The sequence below is a fragment of the Winogradskya humida genome (assembly GCF_016862215.1).
In the GTDB taxonomy this organism is placed as follows: Bacteria; Actinomycetota; Actinomycetes; order Mycobacteriales; family Micromonosporaceae; genus Actinoplanes; species Actinoplanes humidus.
Genome location: NZ_BOMN01000076.1, coordinates 14,308 through 33,766, shown reverse-complemented (window position 1 = coordinate 33,766; position 19,459 = coordinate 14,308). Strand labels below are relative to the sequence as shown.

General features: G+C 72.5%; 18 protein-coding genes and 1 riboswitch. Of the genes, 10 read left to right on the top strand and 8 right to left on the bottom strand.

What is annotated here, in order from left to right; all coding sequences use genetic code 11:
* Positions 1–395: 395 nt before the first annotated feature.
* Positions 396–656: a hypothetical protein gene (locus tag Ahu01nite_RS27490; protein WP_203839537.1), complete on the bottom strand. Its 261-nt coding sequence runs from the start codon at positions 654–656 to the stop codon at positions 396–398.
* A gap of 147 nt (positions 657–803) precedes the next feature.
* On the bottom strand, positions 804–1,688 hold the full coding sequence (locus Ahu01nite_RS27485) for a helix-turn-helix transcriptional regulator (RefSeq protein ID WP_203839536.1): 885 nt from the start codon (positions 1,686–1,688) through the stop codon (positions 804–806).
* A gap of 101 nt (positions 1,689–1,789) precedes the next feature.
* On the opposite strand from Ahu01nite_RS27485, the gene Ahu01nite_RS27480 reads away from it, so the two are divergent.
* Complete coding sequence (locus Ahu01nite_RS27480) at positions 1,790–2,488, top strand: SDR family NAD(P)-dependent oxidoreductase (RefSeq protein WP_203839535.1); 699 nt, start codon at positions 1,790–1,792, stop codon at positions 2,486–2,488.
* A 21-nt stretch (positions 2,489–2,509) separates the two neighbouring features.
* Here Ahu01nite_RS27480 and Ahu01nite_RS27475 read toward each other — a convergent pair whose 3' ends face one another.
* From Ahu01nite_RS27475 to Ahu01nite_RS27450, 6 genes are all read right to left on the bottom strand, one after another.
* Positions 2,510–3,550 carry a cobalamin B12-binding domain-containing protein gene (locus Ahu01nite_RS27475; RefSeq protein WP_203839534.1) on the bottom strand — a complete coding sequence of 347 codons (1,041 nt, stop codon included), beginning with the start codon at positions 3,548–3,550 and terminating at the stop codon, positions 2,510–2,512.
* Positions 3,550–5,229 (bottom strand): PP2C family protein-serine/threonine phosphatase, encoded by a 1,680-nt coding sequence (locus Ahu01nite_RS27470; RefSeq protein ID WP_203839533.1) that lies wholly within the window; start codon positions 5,227–5,229, stop codon positions 3,550–3,552. The genes Ahu01nite_RS27475 and Ahu01nite_RS27470 overlap by 1 nt, the downstream gene beginning before the upstream one ends.
* A gap of 56 nt (positions 5,230–5,285) precedes the next feature.
* Entirely contained in the window at positions 5,286–6,065 is a 780-nt protein-coding gene (locus tag Ahu01nite_RS27465; RefSeq protein WP_203839532.1) for an exodeoxyribonuclease III, read from the bottom strand.
* 28 nt (positions 6,066–6,093) lie between these two features.
* Positions 6,094–6,261, bottom strand: coding sequence for a hypothetical protein (locus Ahu01nite_RS27460; protein WP_203839531.1), 168 nt, complete (start codon positions 6,259–6,261; stop codon positions 6,094–6,096).
* Between the two features lie 201 nt (positions 6,262–6,462).
* Entirely contained in the window at positions 6,463–8,766 is a 2,304-nt protein-coding gene (locus Ahu01nite_RS27455) for a putative bifunctional diguanylate cyclase/phosphodiesterase (RefSeq protein ID WP_203839530.1), read from the bottom strand.
* A 25-nt stretch (positions 8,767–8,791) separates the two neighbouring features.
* Positions 8,792–9,649 carry a universal stress protein gene (locus tag Ahu01nite_RS27450; RefSeq protein WP_203839529.1) on the bottom strand — a complete coding sequence of 286 codons (858 nt, stop codon included), beginning with the start codon at positions 9,647–9,649 and terminating at the stop codon, positions 8,792–8,794.
* Positions 9,650–9,827: 178 nt separating this feature from the next.
* Here Ahu01nite_RS27450 and Ahu01nite_RS27445 point away from each other — a divergent pair, with 178 nt between their 5' ends.
* The 9 genes from Ahu01nite_RS27445 (at position 9,828) to Ahu01nite_RS27405 (ending at position 19,413) form a co-directional block, all read left to right on the top strand.
* Positions 9,828–11,111 (top strand): citrate synthase, encoded by a 1,284-nt coding sequence (locus tag Ahu01nite_RS27445; RefSeq protein WP_203839528.1) that lies wholly within the window; start codon positions 9,828–9,830, stop codon positions 11,109–11,111.
* Between the two features lie 78 nt (positions 11,112–11,189).
* A complete protein-coding gene (locus Ahu01nite_RS27440) occupies positions 11,190–11,492 on the top strand; it encodes an ArsR/SmtB family transcription factor (RefSeq protein ID WP_203839527.1) in 303 nt (100 codons plus the stop codon).
* A complete protein-coding gene (locus Ahu01nite_RS27435) occupies positions 11,489–11,977 on the top strand; it encodes an SRPBCC family protein (RefSeq protein WP_203839526.1) in 489 nt (162 codons plus the stop codon). The genes Ahu01nite_RS27440 and Ahu01nite_RS27435 overlap by 4 nt, the downstream gene beginning before the upstream one ends.
* A gap of 69 nt (positions 11,978–12,046) precedes the next feature.
* Positions 12,047–13,612: a gluconokinase gene (locus tag Ahu01nite_RS27430; protein WP_203839525.1), complete on the top strand. Its 1,566-nt coding sequence runs from the start codon at positions 12,047–12,049 to the stop codon at positions 13,610–13,612.
* Between the two features lie 45 nt (positions 13,613–13,657).
* Positions 13,658–14,518, top strand: a complete 861-nt coding sequence (locus tag Ahu01nite_RS27425) for a helix-turn-helix domain-containing protein (protein WP_203839524.1) — start codon at positions 13,658–13,660, stop codon at positions 14,516–14,518.
* 148 nt (positions 14,519–14,666) lie between these two features.
* A riboswitch (cobalamin riboswitch) is annotated at positions 14,667–14,788 on the top strand.
* Positions 14,789–14,821: 33 nt separating this feature from the next.
* Complete coding sequence (locus Ahu01nite_RS27420) at positions 14,822–16,909, top strand: VWA domain-containing protein (protein WP_203839523.1); 2,088 nt, start codon at positions 14,822–14,824, stop codon at positions 16,907–16,909.
* A 163-nt stretch (positions 16,910–17,072) separates the two neighbouring features.
* On the top strand, positions 17,073–17,675 hold the full coding sequence (gene cobO / locus Ahu01nite_RS27415; protein WP_203839522.1) for a cob(I)yrinic acid a,c-diamide adenosyltransferase: 603 nt from the start codon (positions 17,073–17,075) through the stop codon (positions 17,673–17,675).
* Entirely contained in the window at positions 17,669–19,024 is a 1,356-nt protein-coding gene (locus Ahu01nite_RS27410) for a cobyrinic acid a,c-diamide synthase CobB (protein WP_203839521.1), read from the top strand. Before cobO ends, Ahu01nite_RS27410 begins: the two co-directional genes overlap by 7 nt.
* Before the next feature lie 17 nt (positions 19,025–19,041).
* Positions 19,042–19,413, top strand: a complete 372-nt coding sequence (locus Ahu01nite_RS27405; RefSeq protein WP_203839520.1) for a cobalamin biosynthesis protein — start codon at positions 19,042–19,044, stop codon at positions 19,411–19,413.
* The last annotated feature ends 46 nt before the right edge of the window (positions 19,414–19,459 follow it).

The following is a 19,459-nucleotide window of genomic DNA, read 5'->3' as shown; positions in this document are numbered from 1 at the left end:
CAAGGCCTGCGCCGATCAAGGCCTGCGCCGATCAAGGCCTGCGCCGATCAAGGCCTGCGCCGATCAAGGCCTGCGCCGATCAAGGCCTGCGCCGTTTAGGGCCTGCGCCGATCAAGGCCTGGACGGCTCACCCGAGCAATGTGACGCTAGTCGGCGAGCCCGCCACCTAGCCTCCTAGGATGCCGAACGGGCTGTGATCGGGTGGGCCGCATTTTCGCGGGGACCCCCGAGCGCGAACTTGGGCCACATCCGGCCACGGGTGGGAAGCCGCCCCCGATGCAGCGGCCGCCTTGAGCTTTGGGTGATCTGAGGCCGCGTCCGACGTCGTGGCGACGCTGGGCCTTGAGGGGATGGAGCCGCGCCCCGGCGGGAGAGCCGGGGCGCGGTGGGGACGATCAGCTGCGGCGGAAGGCGTACGTGCGGCCTGTGCCTTGGGATCCTCGGGCGGCGTGGGCTCGGTCGGAGCGGTCGCGGGCGGCCTGGCGGGGGTCCGCGAGGCCGTGGTGGGTCGAGGGGAGGTCCTTGGCCTGGGGGTGGCCGGGCAGGGGCGGGGGTTCCGCCGGGGCCAGGTCACGGGTGGCGAGGTCGTCCGGGTCGACGGAGATCGTGAAGTCTGGGTTGGTGGGGTGCGGTTTGGTGAGATCGGGGTCTGGCATGGTGCGGCCTCCTCGTGAGGGAGTGCGGCGGGTGCCGTGGAAGATGTGAGAACTGTGGAGCCCCGGGTGGCCGGACGCGGCTGACCCACGGCGGACGGTGCCGCCGGAACTACCCGAGTGCCAGAAGAGAGTGGCAGCGGAAGTTTCTCAGGAGATCATGCCCTCACCGTAGACCGGTGTGGGCAGGGGCGCGACCGGATTGCCGGCGATGATGGCCAGGCGGAGTTTGGTGTCGTCTTCTGTGCCGGGGGTGGCGGTGAGGATGACGATTTTGAGTTCGGCGTCGCCGTCGGTCATGACGTCGCAGTCGACGTTGATCGGGCCGACTGCGGGGTGGTGGACGACTTTGTGGTCCTCTCGGTGGGCGCCGACCGCGCCGGTGGCCCAGAGGGTGGCGAAGTGGGCATTGCCGGTGGCGAGGGTGTTGATCAAGGTGGTCAGGCGGCGGTCGCCGGGGAAGCGGCCGGTGGCGCGGCGCAGGTCGGAGACGATGGCGGCGTCGATGGTGTTGCTGGTGCACGACGTGACCGGCCACTGGGACAGCGTGGGAGTGGCTCCGTCGACGGGGAAGGTGTCGCGGGCGAAGTTGCGTAGTGCCGGGGGTGTGGCGCAGGGGTCGCCGAAGAGGGCGGTCCAGCCGCGGTTCCAGGAGATGAGCTGCCAGTCGGCGGCGAAAACCGCCACGGCGGCGTTGTCGCCGAGGCGGTTCACCACTCGGTGGATGCCGGGTGGGATGTGGTCGGAGATGCGGCTGTCGGCCGGCGGGATGATGCGGGCCAGGCGGTACAGGTGGTCTCGTTCGGTGGTGGTGAGGTGCAGGGCTCGGGCGAGGGCGGCGACGACCTGTTCCGAGGGGGTGGTGGCGCGGCCCTGTTCGAGGCGGACGACGTAGTCGACGGAGATGCCGGCGAGGTCGGCCAGTTCTTCGCGGCGCAGGCCGTTGGCGCGGCGGGACCGGCCGCTCGGCAGGCCCGCTGCCGCCGGGGTGAGGCGGTCGCGCCAGGCGCGCAGCGTCGTGCCGAGTTCGGTCATGAGGATATTGTCGCGCGCCGCGAGCGGGCCAGGGTGGTACCCGTTTTCCTACCGTTGTGCCGTCTCTGGTGCGGGTCTCGCGGTGCTCCCACGATGAGGGCATGACGATCACTTTTATCACCGGGGCCAACAAGGGTCTCGGCTATGAGACAGCCCGCCGCCTGGTCGAGCGGGGTCACACCGTGGTGCTCGGGGCCCGGGACGAGAAGGCGGGCACGGCGGCTGCTGAGGAGCTGGGGGCGCGGTTCGTACGGATCGATGTCACCGATGACGGGTCCGTCGCCGCGGCTGCCGCGGATGTCGAGCGCGTTGAGGGCGCGGTGGACGTACTGATCAACAATGCGGGGGTGCAGGGGCCCGCAGGTGATCCGGCCGGCTTGACCGGCGCTGACGTTCTGGGTGTACTGGATGTGAACGTGGCCGGGGTGGTGCGGGTGAGCTCGGCTTTCCTGCCGTTGCTGCGGCGGTCGGCGGATCCGGTCATCATCAACGTCAGCAGCGGGATGGGGTCGTTGGACGCCACTCATGATCCGTCGCGGCCGGAGTCGAAGTATCTGGCGCCGATCTACACGGCGTCGAAGGCGGCGTTGACGATGTTGACGACGCAGTATGCGAAGGCGTGGCCGGACATCCGGATCAACGCGGCGGACCCTGGCTACACGGCGACCGATCTGAACGGCCATTCGGGCCCGCAGACCGTCACCGAGGGCACGGACGCGATCGTCGCCCTGGCCACCGAAGGACCGGGGCACGGATCAGGCCGTTTCGTGGACCGCGAAGAAGAGATCACCTGGCCGTGATCGGCGCTGCGAGGCCTGGGATCAGCCGGCCTTGAGCAGGCCCGTGTCGAGGACGGCTGTGGCGGCGGGGAAGTCGTGGAGCTGGTCGCGGAGCAGGTGCAGGCCGGCCTGCAGGGCGGTCGGGGGTACGCCGCGGGCGTCGAGGACGGCCCGGGTCCAGCCGATGAAGTCGGTGAAGACGAGGTCGTCGCCGACGTAGAGGGCGGCGGCGAGGAAGTCGGTGATCTGGCTGAGGTCCTCGGCGGTGGCGTCGTGCCGGCGCTGGTCGTAGTCGGCGGCCGGTGGGTAGGCGGCGCGCAGGTTCTCCATGGCGGTTCTGACGAGCACGCCGCGGTTGCGGGAGACGTGGGTGTATTCCTCGTCGCCGAGGAAGGCGGTCTCGTAGGGGTCGGTGGGCGCCGGGGGCCAGTGGTGGGCGAGGCGGGTGACGGCGTCGTCGGCGCCCGCGGCCCAGGCGTCGGCGCCGAGGCGGTGGGCCCAGCGCCCGTCGGGGCCGAAGCCGCGCCCGCCGGTGATGACCGGGACGCCGACGGAGCGGCACGCGGTGATCGCGGCGTGGGCGCGGGGCAGCCGGGCGGTGATCATGCAGCTGAGGGCGACGGCGTCGGGGCCGGTCTGGTGCAGGTGGGTGACGAGGTGCGGGCCGGGGACGTTGGCGCCGAGGAAGTCGACGCGCCAGCCGTCGAGGCGCAGGGTCTCGGCGAGGATGCGGACGGGCAGGGCGTGCCATTCGCCGTCGACGCAGGCGACCGTGATGCGGCCGCGGGTGGGGCGGACCGGGGTGCGGGCGGCGACCGCGGCGAGGACGCGTTCGCTGATGGCCGTCGCGGCGTGCTCGCGGGCGATCGACCACTCGTTCGCCGCCCAGAGCTCGCCGATGCGGCCCTGGGTGGGGGCGATCAGGTCGAGCATGACGCGTTGCGGGGCCACGCCGGCGTCGAGCAGGTCGGTGACGGCTTCGACGGCTCCCCACTCGTCGCCGTCGCCGACCAGGCGCAGGAAGTGCTCGCTGAAGCCGGGGTCGTCGAGCGACCGGGGCCCGGTGCTGGTGAAGACGGTCATCAGCGGGCCCGTCCTCGCCGCTCACCCCGCCGGGCGTCGATGGCGAACGGGGAGGTGGCGGCGACGCCGGTGTCCATCAGGCTGAGGCGGGTCCGGGCGGGCGCGCGGACGGCGAGCATGGCGATGTCATCGCGGACGCCGCCGTGGACCCAGTCGGAGACGAGCTGGCGGAGGCGTTCGACGGCGGCGTCGCCGGGCATGCCGCGGCAGCCGGCGAGGGCGTCGCGCAGCCGGGCCTCGCCCCACTGGTCCTGGCCGGTGGGGCCGCCGCGGGCCTCGGTGAGCCCGTCGCTGTAGAGCAGGCAGGTCTCGCCGGGGGCGAGCTCGACGGTGGCGGGCTGGACGGTGATTTCGGGGACGACACCGATCAGGGTGCCGCGGATGGGTGCGGCCTCGACGGTGCCGTCGGTGCGCAGGATCAGCGGGACGGGGTGGCCGCCGGTGGCGAGGGTGACGCGGAGCCTGCCGTGCTCGGCGCGGCTGATCGCGCCGATGACCATCGTGGCGAAGCGGTGCTGGCGCCCGGAGCTGAGCAGGGCGCGGTTGAGCACCGAGAGCATGACCTCGGGGTCGTCCTCGACGAGGTGCAGCGCGCGCAGGGTCTGGCGGATCTTGCCGGTGAGCACGGCGGCCTCGGGGCCTTTGCCGCAGACGTCGCCGAGCACGACGATGGTGTCGGGGCTGGCCGGGGTGGCTTCGTAGACGTCGTAGAAGTCGCCGCCGATGCTGAGGGCGTCGCGGGCGGCCTGGTAGGAGCCGATCAGCTCTATGCCGTCGGGCTGGGGCAGCTCCGGGGGGAGCAGGTCGGCCTGCAGGATCGCGGCGGTGTCGACCTGGTCGCGGTAGAGCGCGGCGGCCGCGATGGCCGCTCCGGCGCGGGCGGCGAAGATCCGGGCCAGCGCTTCGTCGTCGGCGGAGAAGGCGGCGCCGTGGCGGGCGAGGATCAGCGCACCGGCCGGCTCGGCGTTGCCGGGCAGTGGGGTGACCAGCAGCGCGCCGACCGGGGCGGCGTCGCCGGGCAGCAGCCAGGCCGGCACCTGGGAGGCGTCGAGCCAGCGGCTGGGGATGGGCGGGAAGCCGCCGAGGGCCTCCTCGAGCCCGGGGACCTCGCTGAGGACGCTTTCGCGCAGCGTGCCCTCCTCGGTGGTTCCACCGGAGACGAGCCGGATCCATTCGCTGTGCCGGCGGCGGACGGGCAGGACCACCACGGCGGCGTCGGCGAGGTGCGCCACGGCGAGCTCCACCGTCGTACGCAGGACGCGCCGCTGGTTGAGCGACGCGGTCAGCCGCCGCCCGGCCTCGTCGAGGAACGCCGTCCGGGCGCGCTCGGCACGGAACTTCTCGGCCTGGAGCTCCTCGTCGGTGCAATCGCGCAGATACCACGCGTAGTGGTCGTCGTCGAGGCGGCGGCGCTCACCTTTCAACCGGCGGCCGTCGTGCTCGATCGTCGATGCTTCGAGAGCCTGGAGCGCGCCGGGGTCGAGCCCGGGGACCAGCGCTGCGGCCGCCGCGTTGACGAGAACGATCGTGTCGTCGTCGGCGGCGCACAGGATGATCGCCTCGCGGGACGCGTCAAGGGCAGCGCGCAACAGGTCAGCGCGCAGCAGGTCAGCGCGTAGCAGGTCAGGGGCGGGGGGACCGAGGGTGCGGGTTCCGCCCTGGATGGGTAGCTGACTCATGCCGGTCCTCCTCTCATCCACCTCACCTTACGCGAGGGGCGGCCCGGGGGCGCGGCTCAGAACCCCGAACCGGGGCTGATGTCGATCACGACGGGCGCGTGGTCGGAGGGGCCTTTGCCCTTGCGGGCCTCCCGGTCGACGTACGCGTCGGTGACCGCGGCGGCGACGTCGGGGGTGGCGTACACGAGGTCGATCCGCATGCCCTTGTTCTGGTGGAACATCCCGGCGCGGTAGTCCCAGTAGGTGAAGGGGTGGTCGCCCTTGAGGGGGCGCGGCACGACGTCGGTGAGGCCCAGGTCGCGCAGGGCGGCGAGGGCGTCGCGTTCGGGCGGGGTCACGTGGGTGGAGCCGGCGAAGATCCCGATGTCCCACACGTCGTCGTCGGCGGGGGCGACGTTGAAGTCGCCGGTCAGCACGGCCGGGCCTTTCTGCGCTGCCAGGGCGGTGCGCAGGGCCGCGAGCCACGACAGTTTGTACGCGTAGTGCGGGTCCTCCGGCGTCCGCCCGTTCGGCACGTACACGCAGATGAAGCGGATCCCGCCGCACAGGGCGCTGATGGCCCGCGCCTCGGGGTCCGGATAACCGGGTTCGCCGTCGAAGCCGCGCCGCACGTCGTCGAGGCCGGCCTTGGAGAGCAGGGCGACACCGTTCCAGCGGCCCTGACCGTACGCGGCGACCTCGTACCCGAGGGCCTTGACCTCGGCGTCGGGGAAGCCGTCCGCGGCGACCTTGGTCTCCTGCAGGCAGAGCACGTCGGGCGCGGTCTGCTCCAGCCACTCCAGCAGCCGCGGGAGCCGGGCGTTGACCGAGTTCACGTTCCAGGTGGCGAAGCGCATGAGTCCAGCCTGCCGCATCGCCACGGACCTACACGATCGGGCGTCCACCCTGGGGACGGCGCTCGGCGCGCACCCGCACCGGGGCGGCGTCGTCACGGATGGCCGCAAGCAGGGCTGCTGCCAGCCCGGATGCCAGGACGAGCAGCACAGCCACGAGCCAGATCGTCGATCCCTCGGATCCGATCAATGTCGCCATGTCGTGGCCTCCCTGGTCGCTCGGACGCGTCACCGCGAACCGCGTTCTCATGTGATCGGCAGCACCGGCCCGGATCCGAGGACTTGTCCTGCATCACCGTGACCGTGGGAATAATGCATGACTGCCCGGCGGTGCGGAAGGGGTCCACGGGACGTTTGTCACGATCAGGTAAAGGTGATGCCCGTTGAGCTGGACCGATGGCTAAGAATTACCAGCCGTGAGCGGAGCGGGACCGGGCACGTGCCGGTCCGCGGCCCAGTGCAGGGCGAAGTCACCCGGGGTGACCCCGGGGCCCCAGAGCCAGCCCTGACCCTGTGTAACGCCGACGGCGGCCAGAGCGTCACGCTGAATGCGTGTTTCCACTCCCTCGGCGACGATGCTGAGCCCGAGCGCGCGGCTCATCGCGACGACCGCGCGGACGATCTCCTCGTCCTCACCGCCGTCGCCGAGCCCGGAGACGAACGAGCGGTCGACCTTCACCCCGGTGACCGGGAAGCGGCGCAGATAGCCCAGCGCGGAGAAGCCCGTGCCGAAGTCGTCGACGAGCAGGCGCAGACCCAGCTCGCGCAGCTCGAACAGGACCTTCGCGGCAACCCCGCCGCCGTCGACCATGACCGACTCGGTCATCTCCAGCGCGACCGCGGAGGACGGCACGCCGTAGCGCAGCAGCTCGGCGGAGACGATCAGCGGCAGGTTCGGCTCGGCGAGCTGCTTCGGCGACACGTTGATCGACATGTAGAAGTCGCCGTCGACGGTGCCGTCGGCGCGCCACTCGGCGAGCTGGTGCAGTGCCTCGTTGCGGACCCAGGTGCCGAGCGCGCCGATCATCCCGGACTCCTCGGCGACCGGGATGAACGTCATCGGCGGGATCGCACCGCGCTGCGGGTGGTTCCAGCGGACCAGGGCCTCGGCGCCGTGCGGTCGGCCCGTCTCCAGGCGCACGATGGGCTGGTAGACCACGTGCAGCTGGCCCTCGTTGAGGGCGACGCGCAGCGCGCTCTCCAGCTCGATGCGCTCCCGGACCCGGTCGTGCATGGACGTGTCGAAGATGGTGGCGCGGCCCGGACCCTCGGACTTCGACCGGTACATCGCGGTGTCGGCGTCGCGCAGCAGCGCCTCGGTGGTCATCGCGGGGTCACCGCCGCCCGGGGCGTGGGCCAGCCCGATGGAGGCGCTGATGACGACCTCGGTGTCGCGCACCGGCAGCGGGGAGGAGAAACAGCCCTGCATCTCGTCGACCAGCCGCAGCGCGCCCTGCTCCTCGCCGACGTACGCGACCACGAACTCGTCGCCGCCGACCCGGGCCAGCGCCGTACCCGCCGGCAGCGCCGCCCGCAGCCGCGCGGCCACCTCGATGACCAGCTGGTCACCGGCGTCGTGGCCCCACGAGTCGTTGACCCACTTGAAGCCGTCGAGGTCGAGGAACGTCACCCAGACCCGGGCCGGGCCCTGCGCGGGGGCCGCCGTGACGAGAGCCTCGACGGCGGCGGCGATGCTGCGCCGGTTGGGCAGCCCGGTCAGCGGGTCGTGCATCGCCTGGAACTCGGAGTGCAGCTGCGCCTCGACCTGCGCCTGCACCGCGGAGACCGCGCGCAGCAGCAGCAGCGCGACGATCGCAGCGCCGCCCGCCCCGATCACCACCCGGGCGGTGAAGGTGCCGCCGCTGGTCACCAGCAGCACGAACGGGGTCGCGACCGCGGGCACGAGCAGCAGCATCCGCCGCCACGACCAGGCCTGCACCGGATGCCGGTCGGCGTGCCCGAGCTCCACCACCGACGGGTGCAGCGCGGCGACCCCGAGCAGGGTGAACGTCAGCAGGAACGGGAGATCGAACACCGGCGAGACGTACGTGAAGCCGTACGTCCCGATGATGCTGTACGCGACGTCGCCGGCGATGAGCAGCGCGATGCAGGACACCAGCAGCGACAGGCTCACCGGCCACGTCCGCGCGGTGAAGGTCAGGTTGATGCCCAGCGCCAGCAGCACCACGTCGAACGCGGGGTAGAGCCCGGCGAGCACCGACTCGATCGCGGGGCGTCCCTCGATCGCGGCGGCCGGGAAGGCGAGCAGCAGCGCGCTCGTGATGGCCCCGGCGACACACACGATCAGCCCGTCGAGGACGGCGTGGCGCTCGACGCTGCCCCGCGCGCGGAGCAGGATCGCGAAGAAGACGCCGAGCAGGACGTACCCCGGGACGATCATCGCGTCGGCCAGTAGCGGCTCGGCGGTGACCGTGGGGCGCAGCACCACCCCGGCCACGAAACACAGCCCGGTCAGCGCCATGAACGGCCACGCGGCGCGCGGCTCGGCGTGGAACCGGCGCGGCCCGGCGAAACACGCCACGGCGGCGCCGAGACCGATGATCAGGAAGCAGGCGGCGTTGGCGGCGGGGGACAGGTCGAGGACGTAGACGACCGTCGCCGCCAGCCCGGCCGCACCGAACAGCTGCCACGACCGCTGCCCGCGGGCGGGCGGAGCCGCGGGTGGATGGGCAGTGGATCGCACCCCGCATCGCCCCCTGGCACCCGTGTCAGCTGATCAGCGCTCCCGCCGAAGGCACCGTACCGTCCACCGGGGCGTGCCCGGCAGGGGTTCCGTGGACAAACACGGTCGGGCAGGCGCAGCGGCGCAGCAACTCCGAGGCCACGGCGCCCAGCAGCGAACTGCCGTCGGTGCCCCGTGGTCCCACCACCATCATGCGAGCCCGGCGCGACGCGCGGAGCAGAGTTGACGCAGGTTCGCCGATCAGCAGCTGCGGGCGTACCCGTGGAATGCCTGGTATCTCGTCCACCATGCGTTGCAGCAGGCGTGAGCCGGCCGCCTCGCCGGCCTCACCGACCACATGGGCCACGTCCAGGGGGATCTGCCGGCGCTGCGCCTCGGCCGCGGCGAGCCGCAACGCGAGCATCGAACTGGGGGAGCCGTCCACAGCGGCCAGCATCGGACCGGACGGCGGCCGCACACCCCGGGCGACCACCACCGGGCAGCGGGCCCGCGACACCACCTGCACGAGCACGGAATCCGCGGGTAACCGCATCCCGCCGGCCAGGGCGTCGTCGCCCAGGACGAGCAGTGCCGCGCGGCGACTCTGGATCAGCAACTCGCGCACGGCCAGGCCGTCCGCCACCTTGCCTTTCACGGGTACGCCCGGAGCGGAACGCCGCGCCGACGCCATCGCTTCGTTCACTATCTGATCGGCTTCGTGTCGCGCATCGCCATAATCGGGAGGATCATCGGTGTATCGCGTGCCCGGCCAGGAAAATGCGTGCAGGACCAGCAACGTGAGCCCGCGCGCGGCCGCCTCCCGGGCGGCGAGACGTACAGCGGCGAGGCCGGCGGAGGATCCGCTGACCGCCACGACGACGGGAGCCTTATCAGGTATCTGCATCGGTTCACCACCTCTGCACCACGAGGATGCTTCACCGACCATTATCTATGGTGTGACGGTCCGCACGTATTCGTGATCAATCCCTCAGCGATCGACCGGCTGATGACCCGTTCAGCTTGAGGGTTTACGGTGAACGGCAGGTTATTGGCGACATCTGCCGGTGAAGTGAGGGAAATACATGACGGATGTCAAGCTCGACCACCCTGGTGGCCAACTTTCTCTGCCGGTGCGCCCGGCGGTCGAGGGCCCCGGTGGCATCGAGATCAGCACCCTCCTCAAGGAGACCGGTTACGTCACCCTCGACCAGGGCTTCGTGAACACGGCCTCCTGCGCGTCGGCGATCACCTACATCGATGGTGACGCCGGCATTCTTCGTTACAGGGGCTTCCCGATCGAGCAGCTCGCGGGCAAGGCTTCCTTCCTGGAAGTCTCCTACCTGCTGATCCACGACGCCCTGCCGACCCCGGCGCAACTCGCCGAGTTCGCCGACAAGATCCGCGTGCACACGCTGCTGCAGGAGGAGATGCGCGCCTTCTTCTCCGGCTTCCCGCGTGACGCGCACCCGATGGCGGTCCTCTCGTCCGCCGTCACCGCGCTGTCGACGTTCTACCAGGACGCGCTGGACCCGACCGACCCCGAGCAGGTCGAGATCTCCGGGATCAGGCTCATGGCGAAGCTTCCGACCATCGCGGCGTACGCGTACAAGAAGTCCATCGGGCACCCGCTGCCCTACCCGGACAACTCGCTCGACTACGTCGACAACTTCCTGCGGATGACGTTCGGCCTGCCGACCGTCGACTACGAGGTCGACCCGAAGATCGCGAAGATCCTCGACATGCTCTTCGTGCTGCACGCCGACCACGAGCAGAACTGCTCCACGTCGACGGTGCGGCTGGTCGGCTCCGCGCAGGCCAACCTGTTCGCGTCGGTCTCGGCGGGCATCAACGCCCTGTCCGGCCCGCTGCACGGCGGCGCCAACTCGGCGGTGCTCGAGATGCTCGAGCAGATCCGCGCCGACGGCGGCGACGTCCAGTCCTTCGTGCGCCGCGTCAAGGCGAAGGAGAAGGGCGTCAAGCTGATGGGCTTCGGCCACCGGGTCTACAAGAACTACGACCCGCGCGCCGCCATCGTGAAGAAGGCCGCCCAGGAGGTCCTGGCCACGATGGAGAAGCCGGACCCGCTGCTGGAGATCGCCTTCCAGCTCGAGGAGATCGCCCTCGCGGACGACTACTTCGTGTCCCGCAAGCTGTACCCCAACGTGGACTTCTACACGGGCCTGATCTACAAGGCCCTGGGCTTCCCGACCAAGATGTTCACGGTGCTGTTCGCGCTGGGCCGCCTGCCCGGCTGGATCGCGCAGTGGAGCGAGCAGGCCGGCGACGCCAGCACCAAGATCGGCCGCCCGCGCCAGCTCTACACCGGTGAGGCGGAACGCCAGTTCGTCCCGATCACCGAGCGCTGACACTCATCTGGGCCGTCCCTTGCGGGCGGCCTTTTTGAGCGCTTGTAAATGCCTGAGCGGTTATATAACGTGACAGGCATGGTGGATCCCATCACGGTGCTGGCCGAACCCGTCCGCCGCCGCATCCTCGACGAGCTGCGCGTCACCGAATGCAGCGTCGGCAGCCTCGTCGACGCCCTCGCCATGAGCCAGCCGGCCGTCTCCAAACACCTCAAGGTCTTGCGGGAGGCGGGCTTCGTCTCCAGCCGTACGGCCGCCCAGCAGCGCATCTACCGCCTCGAACCGGAGCCGTTCCGCGCCCTCGAACGCTGGCTCGCCCCCTACCGCCGGCTGTGGGGCACCCACCTGGATGCCCTCGAACGACACCTGGAGGAGTCATGACCGAACGCGTCGAGGCCGACGGCGCGCGCTGGGCGCTGGTCTTCATCCGCGAGCTGGGCCACCCGCCGCAGGAGGTATGGGCAGCGCTGACCGAGCCCGGCCGGCTCTCGCAATGGGCACCTTTCGACGCCGGGCGCGATCTGTCCCGGACGGGAGACGTCGTCCTGACCATGGTGGACGGCCCGGACCGTACGGACACCGCCGCCACGGTGCTGCGGGCCGACGCGCCGCGGCTGCTCGAACACACCTGGGGCGGCGACGTGCTGCGGTGGGAGCTCGAGGAAACCCCGGGCGGCACCCGGCTCACCCTGCGCCACGTCTTCGACGGGCGCGACGCCGCCCCCCTGTACGCCGCGGGCTGGCACATCTGCGCGGATGTGCTGGTCAAGCTGCTCGACGGCGTGCCCGTCGGGGTGATCCGGGGACGCGACGCGATGGATCACGGGTGGGAGGCGCTGCGGGCGGCGTACGAGAAAAGTCTCTGAGCCGGGCAAGCCCGCATGGGCGGCCACCCGTCTGGGCAATGCTTGCCAGAGGAACTCGAGGGGGAATGCATGGACGTCGTGATCGGCATCGACACCGGGACCACCGCCACCAAGGGGGTCGCCGCCGGCATGGACGGCGAGGTGCGGGTGACGACCAGCGTGCACTACCCGCTGTCGGTGCCCGGCTCCGGCCGCGCGGAGCTCGACGCCGGCAAACTGCGGGACGCGGCCGTCGAGGCGCTGATCACCGTGGCCGCCGGGGTGCGCGAGCGCGGCGACCGGGTCGTCGCCGTGAGCCTCTCCGCGTTCCTGCACGGCCTCGCCCCCCTCGACGCCACCGGCAACCCGCAGGGGCCGCTGATCACGTGGGCCGACAACCGCGCCTACGGCCAGGCCCAGCACATCGCCGACACCGGCCGGGCGAAGGCCCTGCAGGCCCGCACCGGCACCCCCGTGCACCCCATGGCGCCGCTCGCGAAGCTCGCCTGGTGGAAGGAGACCGACCCCGCGCTGCTGCGTGACACCCCGCGCTGGGGCGGCGTCAAGGAGATCGTGCTGGCCGGGCTCGCCTCGGACGCGTTCGTGCTCGACCTGTCCGTCGCGTCCGGTACCGGCCTCTACGACATCCACGAACGGCGCTGGGACCCCGAAGCCCTCGACATCGCCGGTGTACGCGAGGAGCAGCTCGCCGAGGTCGTCCCCACCACCACCGCGCTCAAGCTGAACCCCGACGTCGCCTCCGCCGCGGGCCTGCCACCCGGCATCCCGCTGATCATCGGCGCCGCCGACGGCCCGCTCGCCAACCTCGGCGTCGGCGCCACCCCGGCCGGGATCGCCGCGGTCTCCCTGGGCACGAGCGGCGCCCTGCGCACCGTCGTCGACCGGCCGCTCGCCGACAAGGCGGGCCGGCTGTTCTGCTACGCGCTCACCGAGGACCGCTGGGTGATCGGCGGCGCCATCAACAACGCCGGCTCGGTGGTCCGCTGGGCCGGCCAGACGATGGCCGAGGGCTTCGACCGCCCGGCGGCCGAGGCCGAGAACGCCGACGAACGCGACGCCGCCCTGCTCGTCGAGGCCGCCGGTGCCCCGCCCGGCAGCGACGGCCTGCTCTGCCTGCCCTACCTGCTCGGCGAACGCGCACCCTGGTGGCGCGGCGGCATGCGCGGTGCCTACCTCGGGCTGCGCCGCGAGCACGGCCGCGCGCACCTGGTCCGCGCCGCCGTGGAGGGCGTCTGCCAGCAGCTCGCCCTGGTCCGCGACACGTTCGGCGACGAGGGCATCGCCATGACCGAGGTCCGGGCCACCGGCGGCGCGGTCAACTCGGACCTGTGGGTCGGTGTGCTCGCCGCGGCCCTCGACCTGCCCGTCGCGATCGCCGACACCCCGGAGGGCACCGCGCTCGGCGCCTGCCTGCTCGGCCTGCACGCCCTCGGCGACCTGCCCGACCTCGACGACGCCGCCGCGCTGGTCGACATCACCGGCCGCACCACACCCGACCCGGCCAACGCCGACCTCTACCGCCGGCTGCGCCCGCTCGTGGAGAAGTCGGCGCTCGCGGTCACCGACGTGCTCACCGAGCTCGACCGGATCGCCCCGGCGCCGCTGCCGAGCACCGAGAAGGCCGTCAAGGGGTAACAGCAGGGCCTCTGTCAGACCCGCGGGCGGCCGTAGCGTGGAGGCGTGGACAACCGCAACGACGTACGCGAGTTCCTCGCCTCCCGCCGCGCCCGGATCACCCCGGAACAGGCGGGACTGCCCCGTTACGGCGGCACCCGGCGCGTGCCCGGGCTGCGCCGCGAGGAGGTCGCCCTGCTCGCCGGGGTCAGCCCGGACTACTACATCCGGCTCGAGCGCGGCAACCTCAGCGGCGTCTCCGGCACCGTCCTCGACGCGATCAGCAAGGCCCTGCGCCTCGACGACGCCGAGCACGCCCACCTGCACGACCTCGCGCGCACGTCGAACACGACCACCCGGGCACGGCGCCGGCCCGCACCACACGTACGCCCCGGGGTGCAGCGGTTGATCGACGCGATGACCGACGCCCCGGCGTTCATACGCAACGGGCGCCTCGACATGCTGAGCGCCAACCGGCTCGCGTACGCCCTCTACTCCCCGGCCTTCCAGACGCCCGCCCGGCCGGTGAACCTGGCCCGGTTCTGCTTCCTCGACCCGCAGGCCACCGTCTTCTACCCCGACTGGCAGGGCGCGGCGGACCAGACGGTCGCGCTGCTGCGCACCGAAGCCGGCCGTGATCCCTATGACCGGGACCTGTCGGAGCTGGTGGGGGAGCTGTCGACGCGCAGCGGGGAATTCCGGGTGCGCTGGGCGGCCCACGACGTGCGGCTGCACCTCACCGGCGTCAAACACTTTCGCCACCCGGTGGTCGGCGACCTCGACCTGCCGTTCGAGGCCCTGCCGCTGCCGGCCGACCCAGGACTGACCCTCACCGCCTACAGCGCCGAGCCTGGCACGCCCTCCGCGGACGGATTGCGCCTCCTTGCCAGCTGGTCCACCACCGTCGAACCCGTCGATCATCGCTGATCCTCCCCTCGCATCGGCGCTGATCCTCCCCTTGTCCGGCCTTTGTCCAGCCTTTGTCCAGCAAGACGCCGGGCGGTCGGTGCCGGTTCTCGATCGGGGCGTGAGGTGGGACACCGGGCACCGCGTTGCCGATGCGGGGCGGGGTGGGGAAGACTGACCGGCGAGCGGTAGCGGAGGAACCCGGTGGAAGTCCGGGACGGTCCCGCCACTGTGACCGGGTGCTCTGGTGCCCGGGAGTCAGGAGACTCCGGCCGCTCGATTCCTCACACGCGGGCGTGGACACCCGCCGGAAAGGATTGTGGCGTGACGCCGTACCCGTTCTCCGCCGTTGTCGGCCTTGACGACCTGCGCCTGGCACTGCTTCTCACGGCGGTCTCACCCGCGGTCGGCGGCGTGCTCGTGCGCGGCGAGAAGGGCACCGCCAAGAGCACGATCGTGCGTGCCCTCGCGACCCTGCTGCCCGAGGTCGACGTGGTCCGCGGCTGCCGGTTCGCCTGCGACCCCGCAGCCCCCGACCCGGCCTGCCCCGACGGCCCCCACGAGGCGGGCGCCCCGCACGGGCACCGCCCCGCGACCCTCGTCGAGCTCCCCGTCGGCGCCACCGAGGACCGCGTCGTCGGCACCCTCGACATCCAGCGCGCCCTCGCCGACGGCGTCAAGGCCTACGAGCCCGGCCTGCTCGCCGCCGCCCACCGCGGCGCGCTCTACGTCGACGAGGTCAACCTGCTCCCCGACCACCTCGTCGACCTGCTGCTCGACGCGGCGGCGATGGGCCGCGCCCACGTCGAGCGTGACGGGGTCTCCGTCAAGCACGCAGCCCGCTTCCTGCTCGTCGGCACCATGAACCCCGAGGAGGGCGAGCCCCGCCCTCAGCTCGTCGACCGGTTCGGCCTGGTCGTCACGGTGGCCGCGCCCCGCGATGCGGTGCAGCGGGCGGAGGTGGTGCGGCGGCGGCTCGCGTACGAGCGGGATGCCGACGTCTTCGCCGCGCGCTTCGCCGACGAGGAGCGGGAGCTCGCGGCCCGGATCCTCATCGCGCGCCGGGCCGTGCCCGCGGTGGTGCTGCCCGACGCCGAGCTCGACCGGATCGCGCGGATCTGTCTTGCCTACGGCGTCGACGGGATGCGTGCCGACATCGTTGTTGCGCGGTGCGCTGTGGCTCTCGCCGCCTGGCACGGGCGCGGCACGGTCACCGGGGGTGACGTGCGGGACGCCGCGCGGCTCGCGCTGCCGCACCGGCGACGCAAGGATCCGCTCGACCCGCCGGGCACCGATGAGGACCGTCTCGAGGAAGCGTTGTCGCAGGCCGGGGCCGACGACCCGGATGACGACCCGAACCCGTCCGATGGCGGCCCGTCCGATGGCGGCCCGACCGACGGTGGCCCTTCCGACGGCTCCGGAGATGGTCCGGACAAATCGGACGGTCGTGGCTCTGGTTCGCAAGCGCCTCGCAGCGGGCCGGGCTCGTCACCGCCGGGTAGCGGTGCGGGCGACAGCGGCTCGGGGTTTGATGACGCCACCAGGGCGGACAATTCGGGCGCTGAGGGTCAGCTGACGGATCAGCCGGCCGACGCGGACGACAAGCGGCCCGGCGGCGCGAACGCGAGCGGCGGCCAGCAGGCCCAGGCCGGCTCGGTCTACCGGCCCAAGACCCTGCGGATCGCGGCGCGGGGCGAAGGCGGGCACGCCGGGCGGCGGTCCCCGGCGTTCGCGCGGCGCGGCCGGGTGGTCGGTTCCCGGATCCCGCAGGGCAGGCTGCGCGGCGCGGCGCATCTGCCCGCGACCCTGCGCGCGGCCATCCACCGCGGCGGCGCCGACGGCGTCCAGGCGCGTGACCTGCGCGAAGCCGTGCACGTCGGCCGTGAGGCCAACCTCGTGCTCTTCGTGGTCGACGCGTCCGGCTCGATGGCCGCCCGCAAACGGATGACCGTCGTCAAGACCGCCGTCCTGTCCCTGCTCCGCGACGCCTACCAGCGCCGCGACCGGATCGGCATGATCACGTTCCGGGGCCGCTCGGCGGAGCAGGTCCTGCCACCCACCTCCAGCCACGAGGTCGGCGTCATGCGCCTCGCGAGCCTGCGCACGGGCGGCCGCACCCCGCTCGCCGCCGGCCTGAGCGCCGCGGCCACGACCATCGCCACCGAACGCCGCCGCGACCCCCGCCGCCGCCCCCTGCTGATCGTCGTCACCGACGGCCGCGCCACCAGCGGCCCCGACCCGGTCACCCTCGCCCCCGCCCTCGCCGGCGTGGCCACCGTCGTCGTCGACTGCGAATCCGGCCCGATCCGCCTCGGCCTCGCCCGCCGCCTCGCCGCCGCCCTCCACGCCGACGTCATGCCCCTCGACGCCCTCAGCGCCACCCCCACCACCCCGCTCGGAAGGGCCGCCTGATGCCCGCCGCCACTCTCGCCCCCGCGCCACGGCCGTCGGCCGTCACCCTCACCGCGGCGCCCCCGCGCCCGCGCCGGCCTCGCCGCGGTCAACGGACGGGAACCACTCTTGCCGGGCGGCCGGCCGCCGTCACCCTCGCCACCTCGATCGGAAGGGCCGCCTGATGCCGCAGGGGAAGGTCACCACGGTTCCCGATGACGGACTGACGACCCGGCAGCGCCGGCGCCAGGCCGTGCTCGCCGTCCACACCGGACCGGGCAAGGGCAAGTCGACCGCCGCGTTCGGGATGGCGTTGCGGGCGTGGAACGCGGGCTGGTCCGTCGGGGTGTTCCAGTTCGTGAAGTCCGAGAAGTGGCGGGTCGGCGAGGAAGCCGCTCTCAAGGCGCTCGGCACCGTCCCCGGTGGCGCGCCCGTCACCTGGCACAAGATGGGTGAGGGCTGGTCGTGGATCCAGCGGGCCGGGACGGAGCGTGACCACGCCGCCGAGGCCGCGGAGGGCTGGGAGCAGATCAAACGGGACCTGGCCGCCGAGACCCACGGGTTCTACGTGCTGGACGAGTTCACGTACCCGATGAAGTGGGGCTGGGTCGACGTCGCCGAGGTCGTCGCCACGCTGCGGGATCGGCCCGGGACGCAGCACGTCGTCATCACCGGGCGCGACGCGCACCCCGACCTCATGGACGCCGCCGACCTGGTCACCGAGATGACCAAGGTGAAGCATCCGATGGACGCGGGGCGTAAGGGGCAGCGGGGCATCGAATGGTGAGCATCCCGCGGATCGTCATCGGGGCTCCGGCCTCGGGGCACGGGAAGACGACGGTGGCCACGGGGCTGCTGGCGGCGTACGCGAAACGTGGTCTGAAGGTTGCTCCTTTCAAGGTGGGGCCGGACTACATCGACCCTGGCTACCATGCGCTCGCGGCCGGGCGGCCCGGGCGCAACCTCGACCCGGTGATGGTGGGGGAGGAGCTGATCGGGCCGCTGTTCGCGCACGGGTCGGCCGGCACCGATCTCGCGATCGTCGAGGGGGTCATGGGCCTCTACGACGGCCGGACCGGCGGTGGCGACACCGGATCGACCGCGCACGTCGCCGAGCTGCTCGGCGCGCCCGTCCTGCTCGTGCTGAACGCCGCTGCGATGGGCCGTTCGGTGGCCGCGCTGGTGCACGGGTTCCGCAGCTTCGGCAACGTCCGCATCGGCGGCGTCATCCTCAACCAGGTCGGCTCGGACCGCCACGAGGCCCTGCTGCGCGAAGCCTGCGAAGAGGTCGGCACCCCCGTGCTGGGAGCCATGCGCCGTGCTTCCGCCGTCGAGGCCCCGTCGCGCCACCTCGGCCTGGTCCCCGCCGCCGAACGCCGCGCCGAGGCCCTGGCCTCCGTCGACGCCCTCGCGGCGCTGGTCGAGTCCTCGGTGGACCTCGAAGAAGTGCTCGCGCTGGCCCGCTCCACACCGCCGCTCACGGCCGCACCGTGGAGCCCCGAGGCCGACGAACCGGTCCAGAGCCGCCCGGTGGTCGCGATCGCGGGTGGTCCCGCCTTCACCTTCGCGTACGCCGAAACGGCCGAACTCCTCGCCGGAGCCGGCGCCGAAGTCGTGGTGGTCGACCCGCTCCGCGACGAGAAACTGCCCGACGGCACCCGGGCCCTGGTCGTCGGTGGCGGCTTCCCCGAGGTGTACGCCTCCGAGCTGTCCGCCAACGAACCGCTCCGCCTCGCCGTCGCCTCCCTCGCCGCCGTGGGCATGCCGATCGCCGCCGAATGCGCCGGCCTGCTCTGGCTCTGCCGCACTCTCGACAACGCCCCGATGTGCGGCGTCCTCGACGCCGACGCCGCCATGACCCCGAGCCTCACCCTCGGCTACCGGGACGCGGTCGCCCTCTCGGACAGCCCCCTGCTCCCCGCCGGCTCCCGCATCACCGGCCACGAATTCCACCGCACGACGGTGCACCCCCGCTCCGGCCTGCTCCTCGAGCCTGCCGGGGGAGCGGCCTGGGCCTGGCGCGGCGCCGACCCGGAAGGCTTCGCCACGCCGAACCTGCACGCCAGCTACCTGCACCTGCACTGGGCCGCCGACCGCGCGATCGCCCACCGCCTGGTGACGGCCGCCGCCCTTTGACGCCCCGGGGCCGGGTGGTGCTGGGGATCGGGGCGCGGTCCGGCGTACGCGACGAGGAGCTGGACGAGGCCGCTCAGGCCGCGGTCGCGCTGACGGGGGCCGAGGTCGACGCCGTGGCGACGGTGGAGCGCCGTGGTGCGGCGGTCCGGGCGCTGGCCACGCGGCGGGGCTGGGAACTGCTGCTCTTCAGCGACGACGAACTCGCCGAGATGGACACGCCGAACGTGGTCCGGCTGACCGGTGCACCGAGTGTCGCCGAGGCCGCCGCGCTGCGGGGAGCCGGCCCCGGCGCGACACTGCTGCTGACGAAAAAAGCGTTCCCCAGCGTCACCGTCGCCATCGCCGCCGTCGTCATCGCCACTACCGTCGCCATCGCCGCCACCGGCTGAGACGGACCGGCGGCGTCGAGGTGGCCGAGTCCCAGGAGCTGGGGAG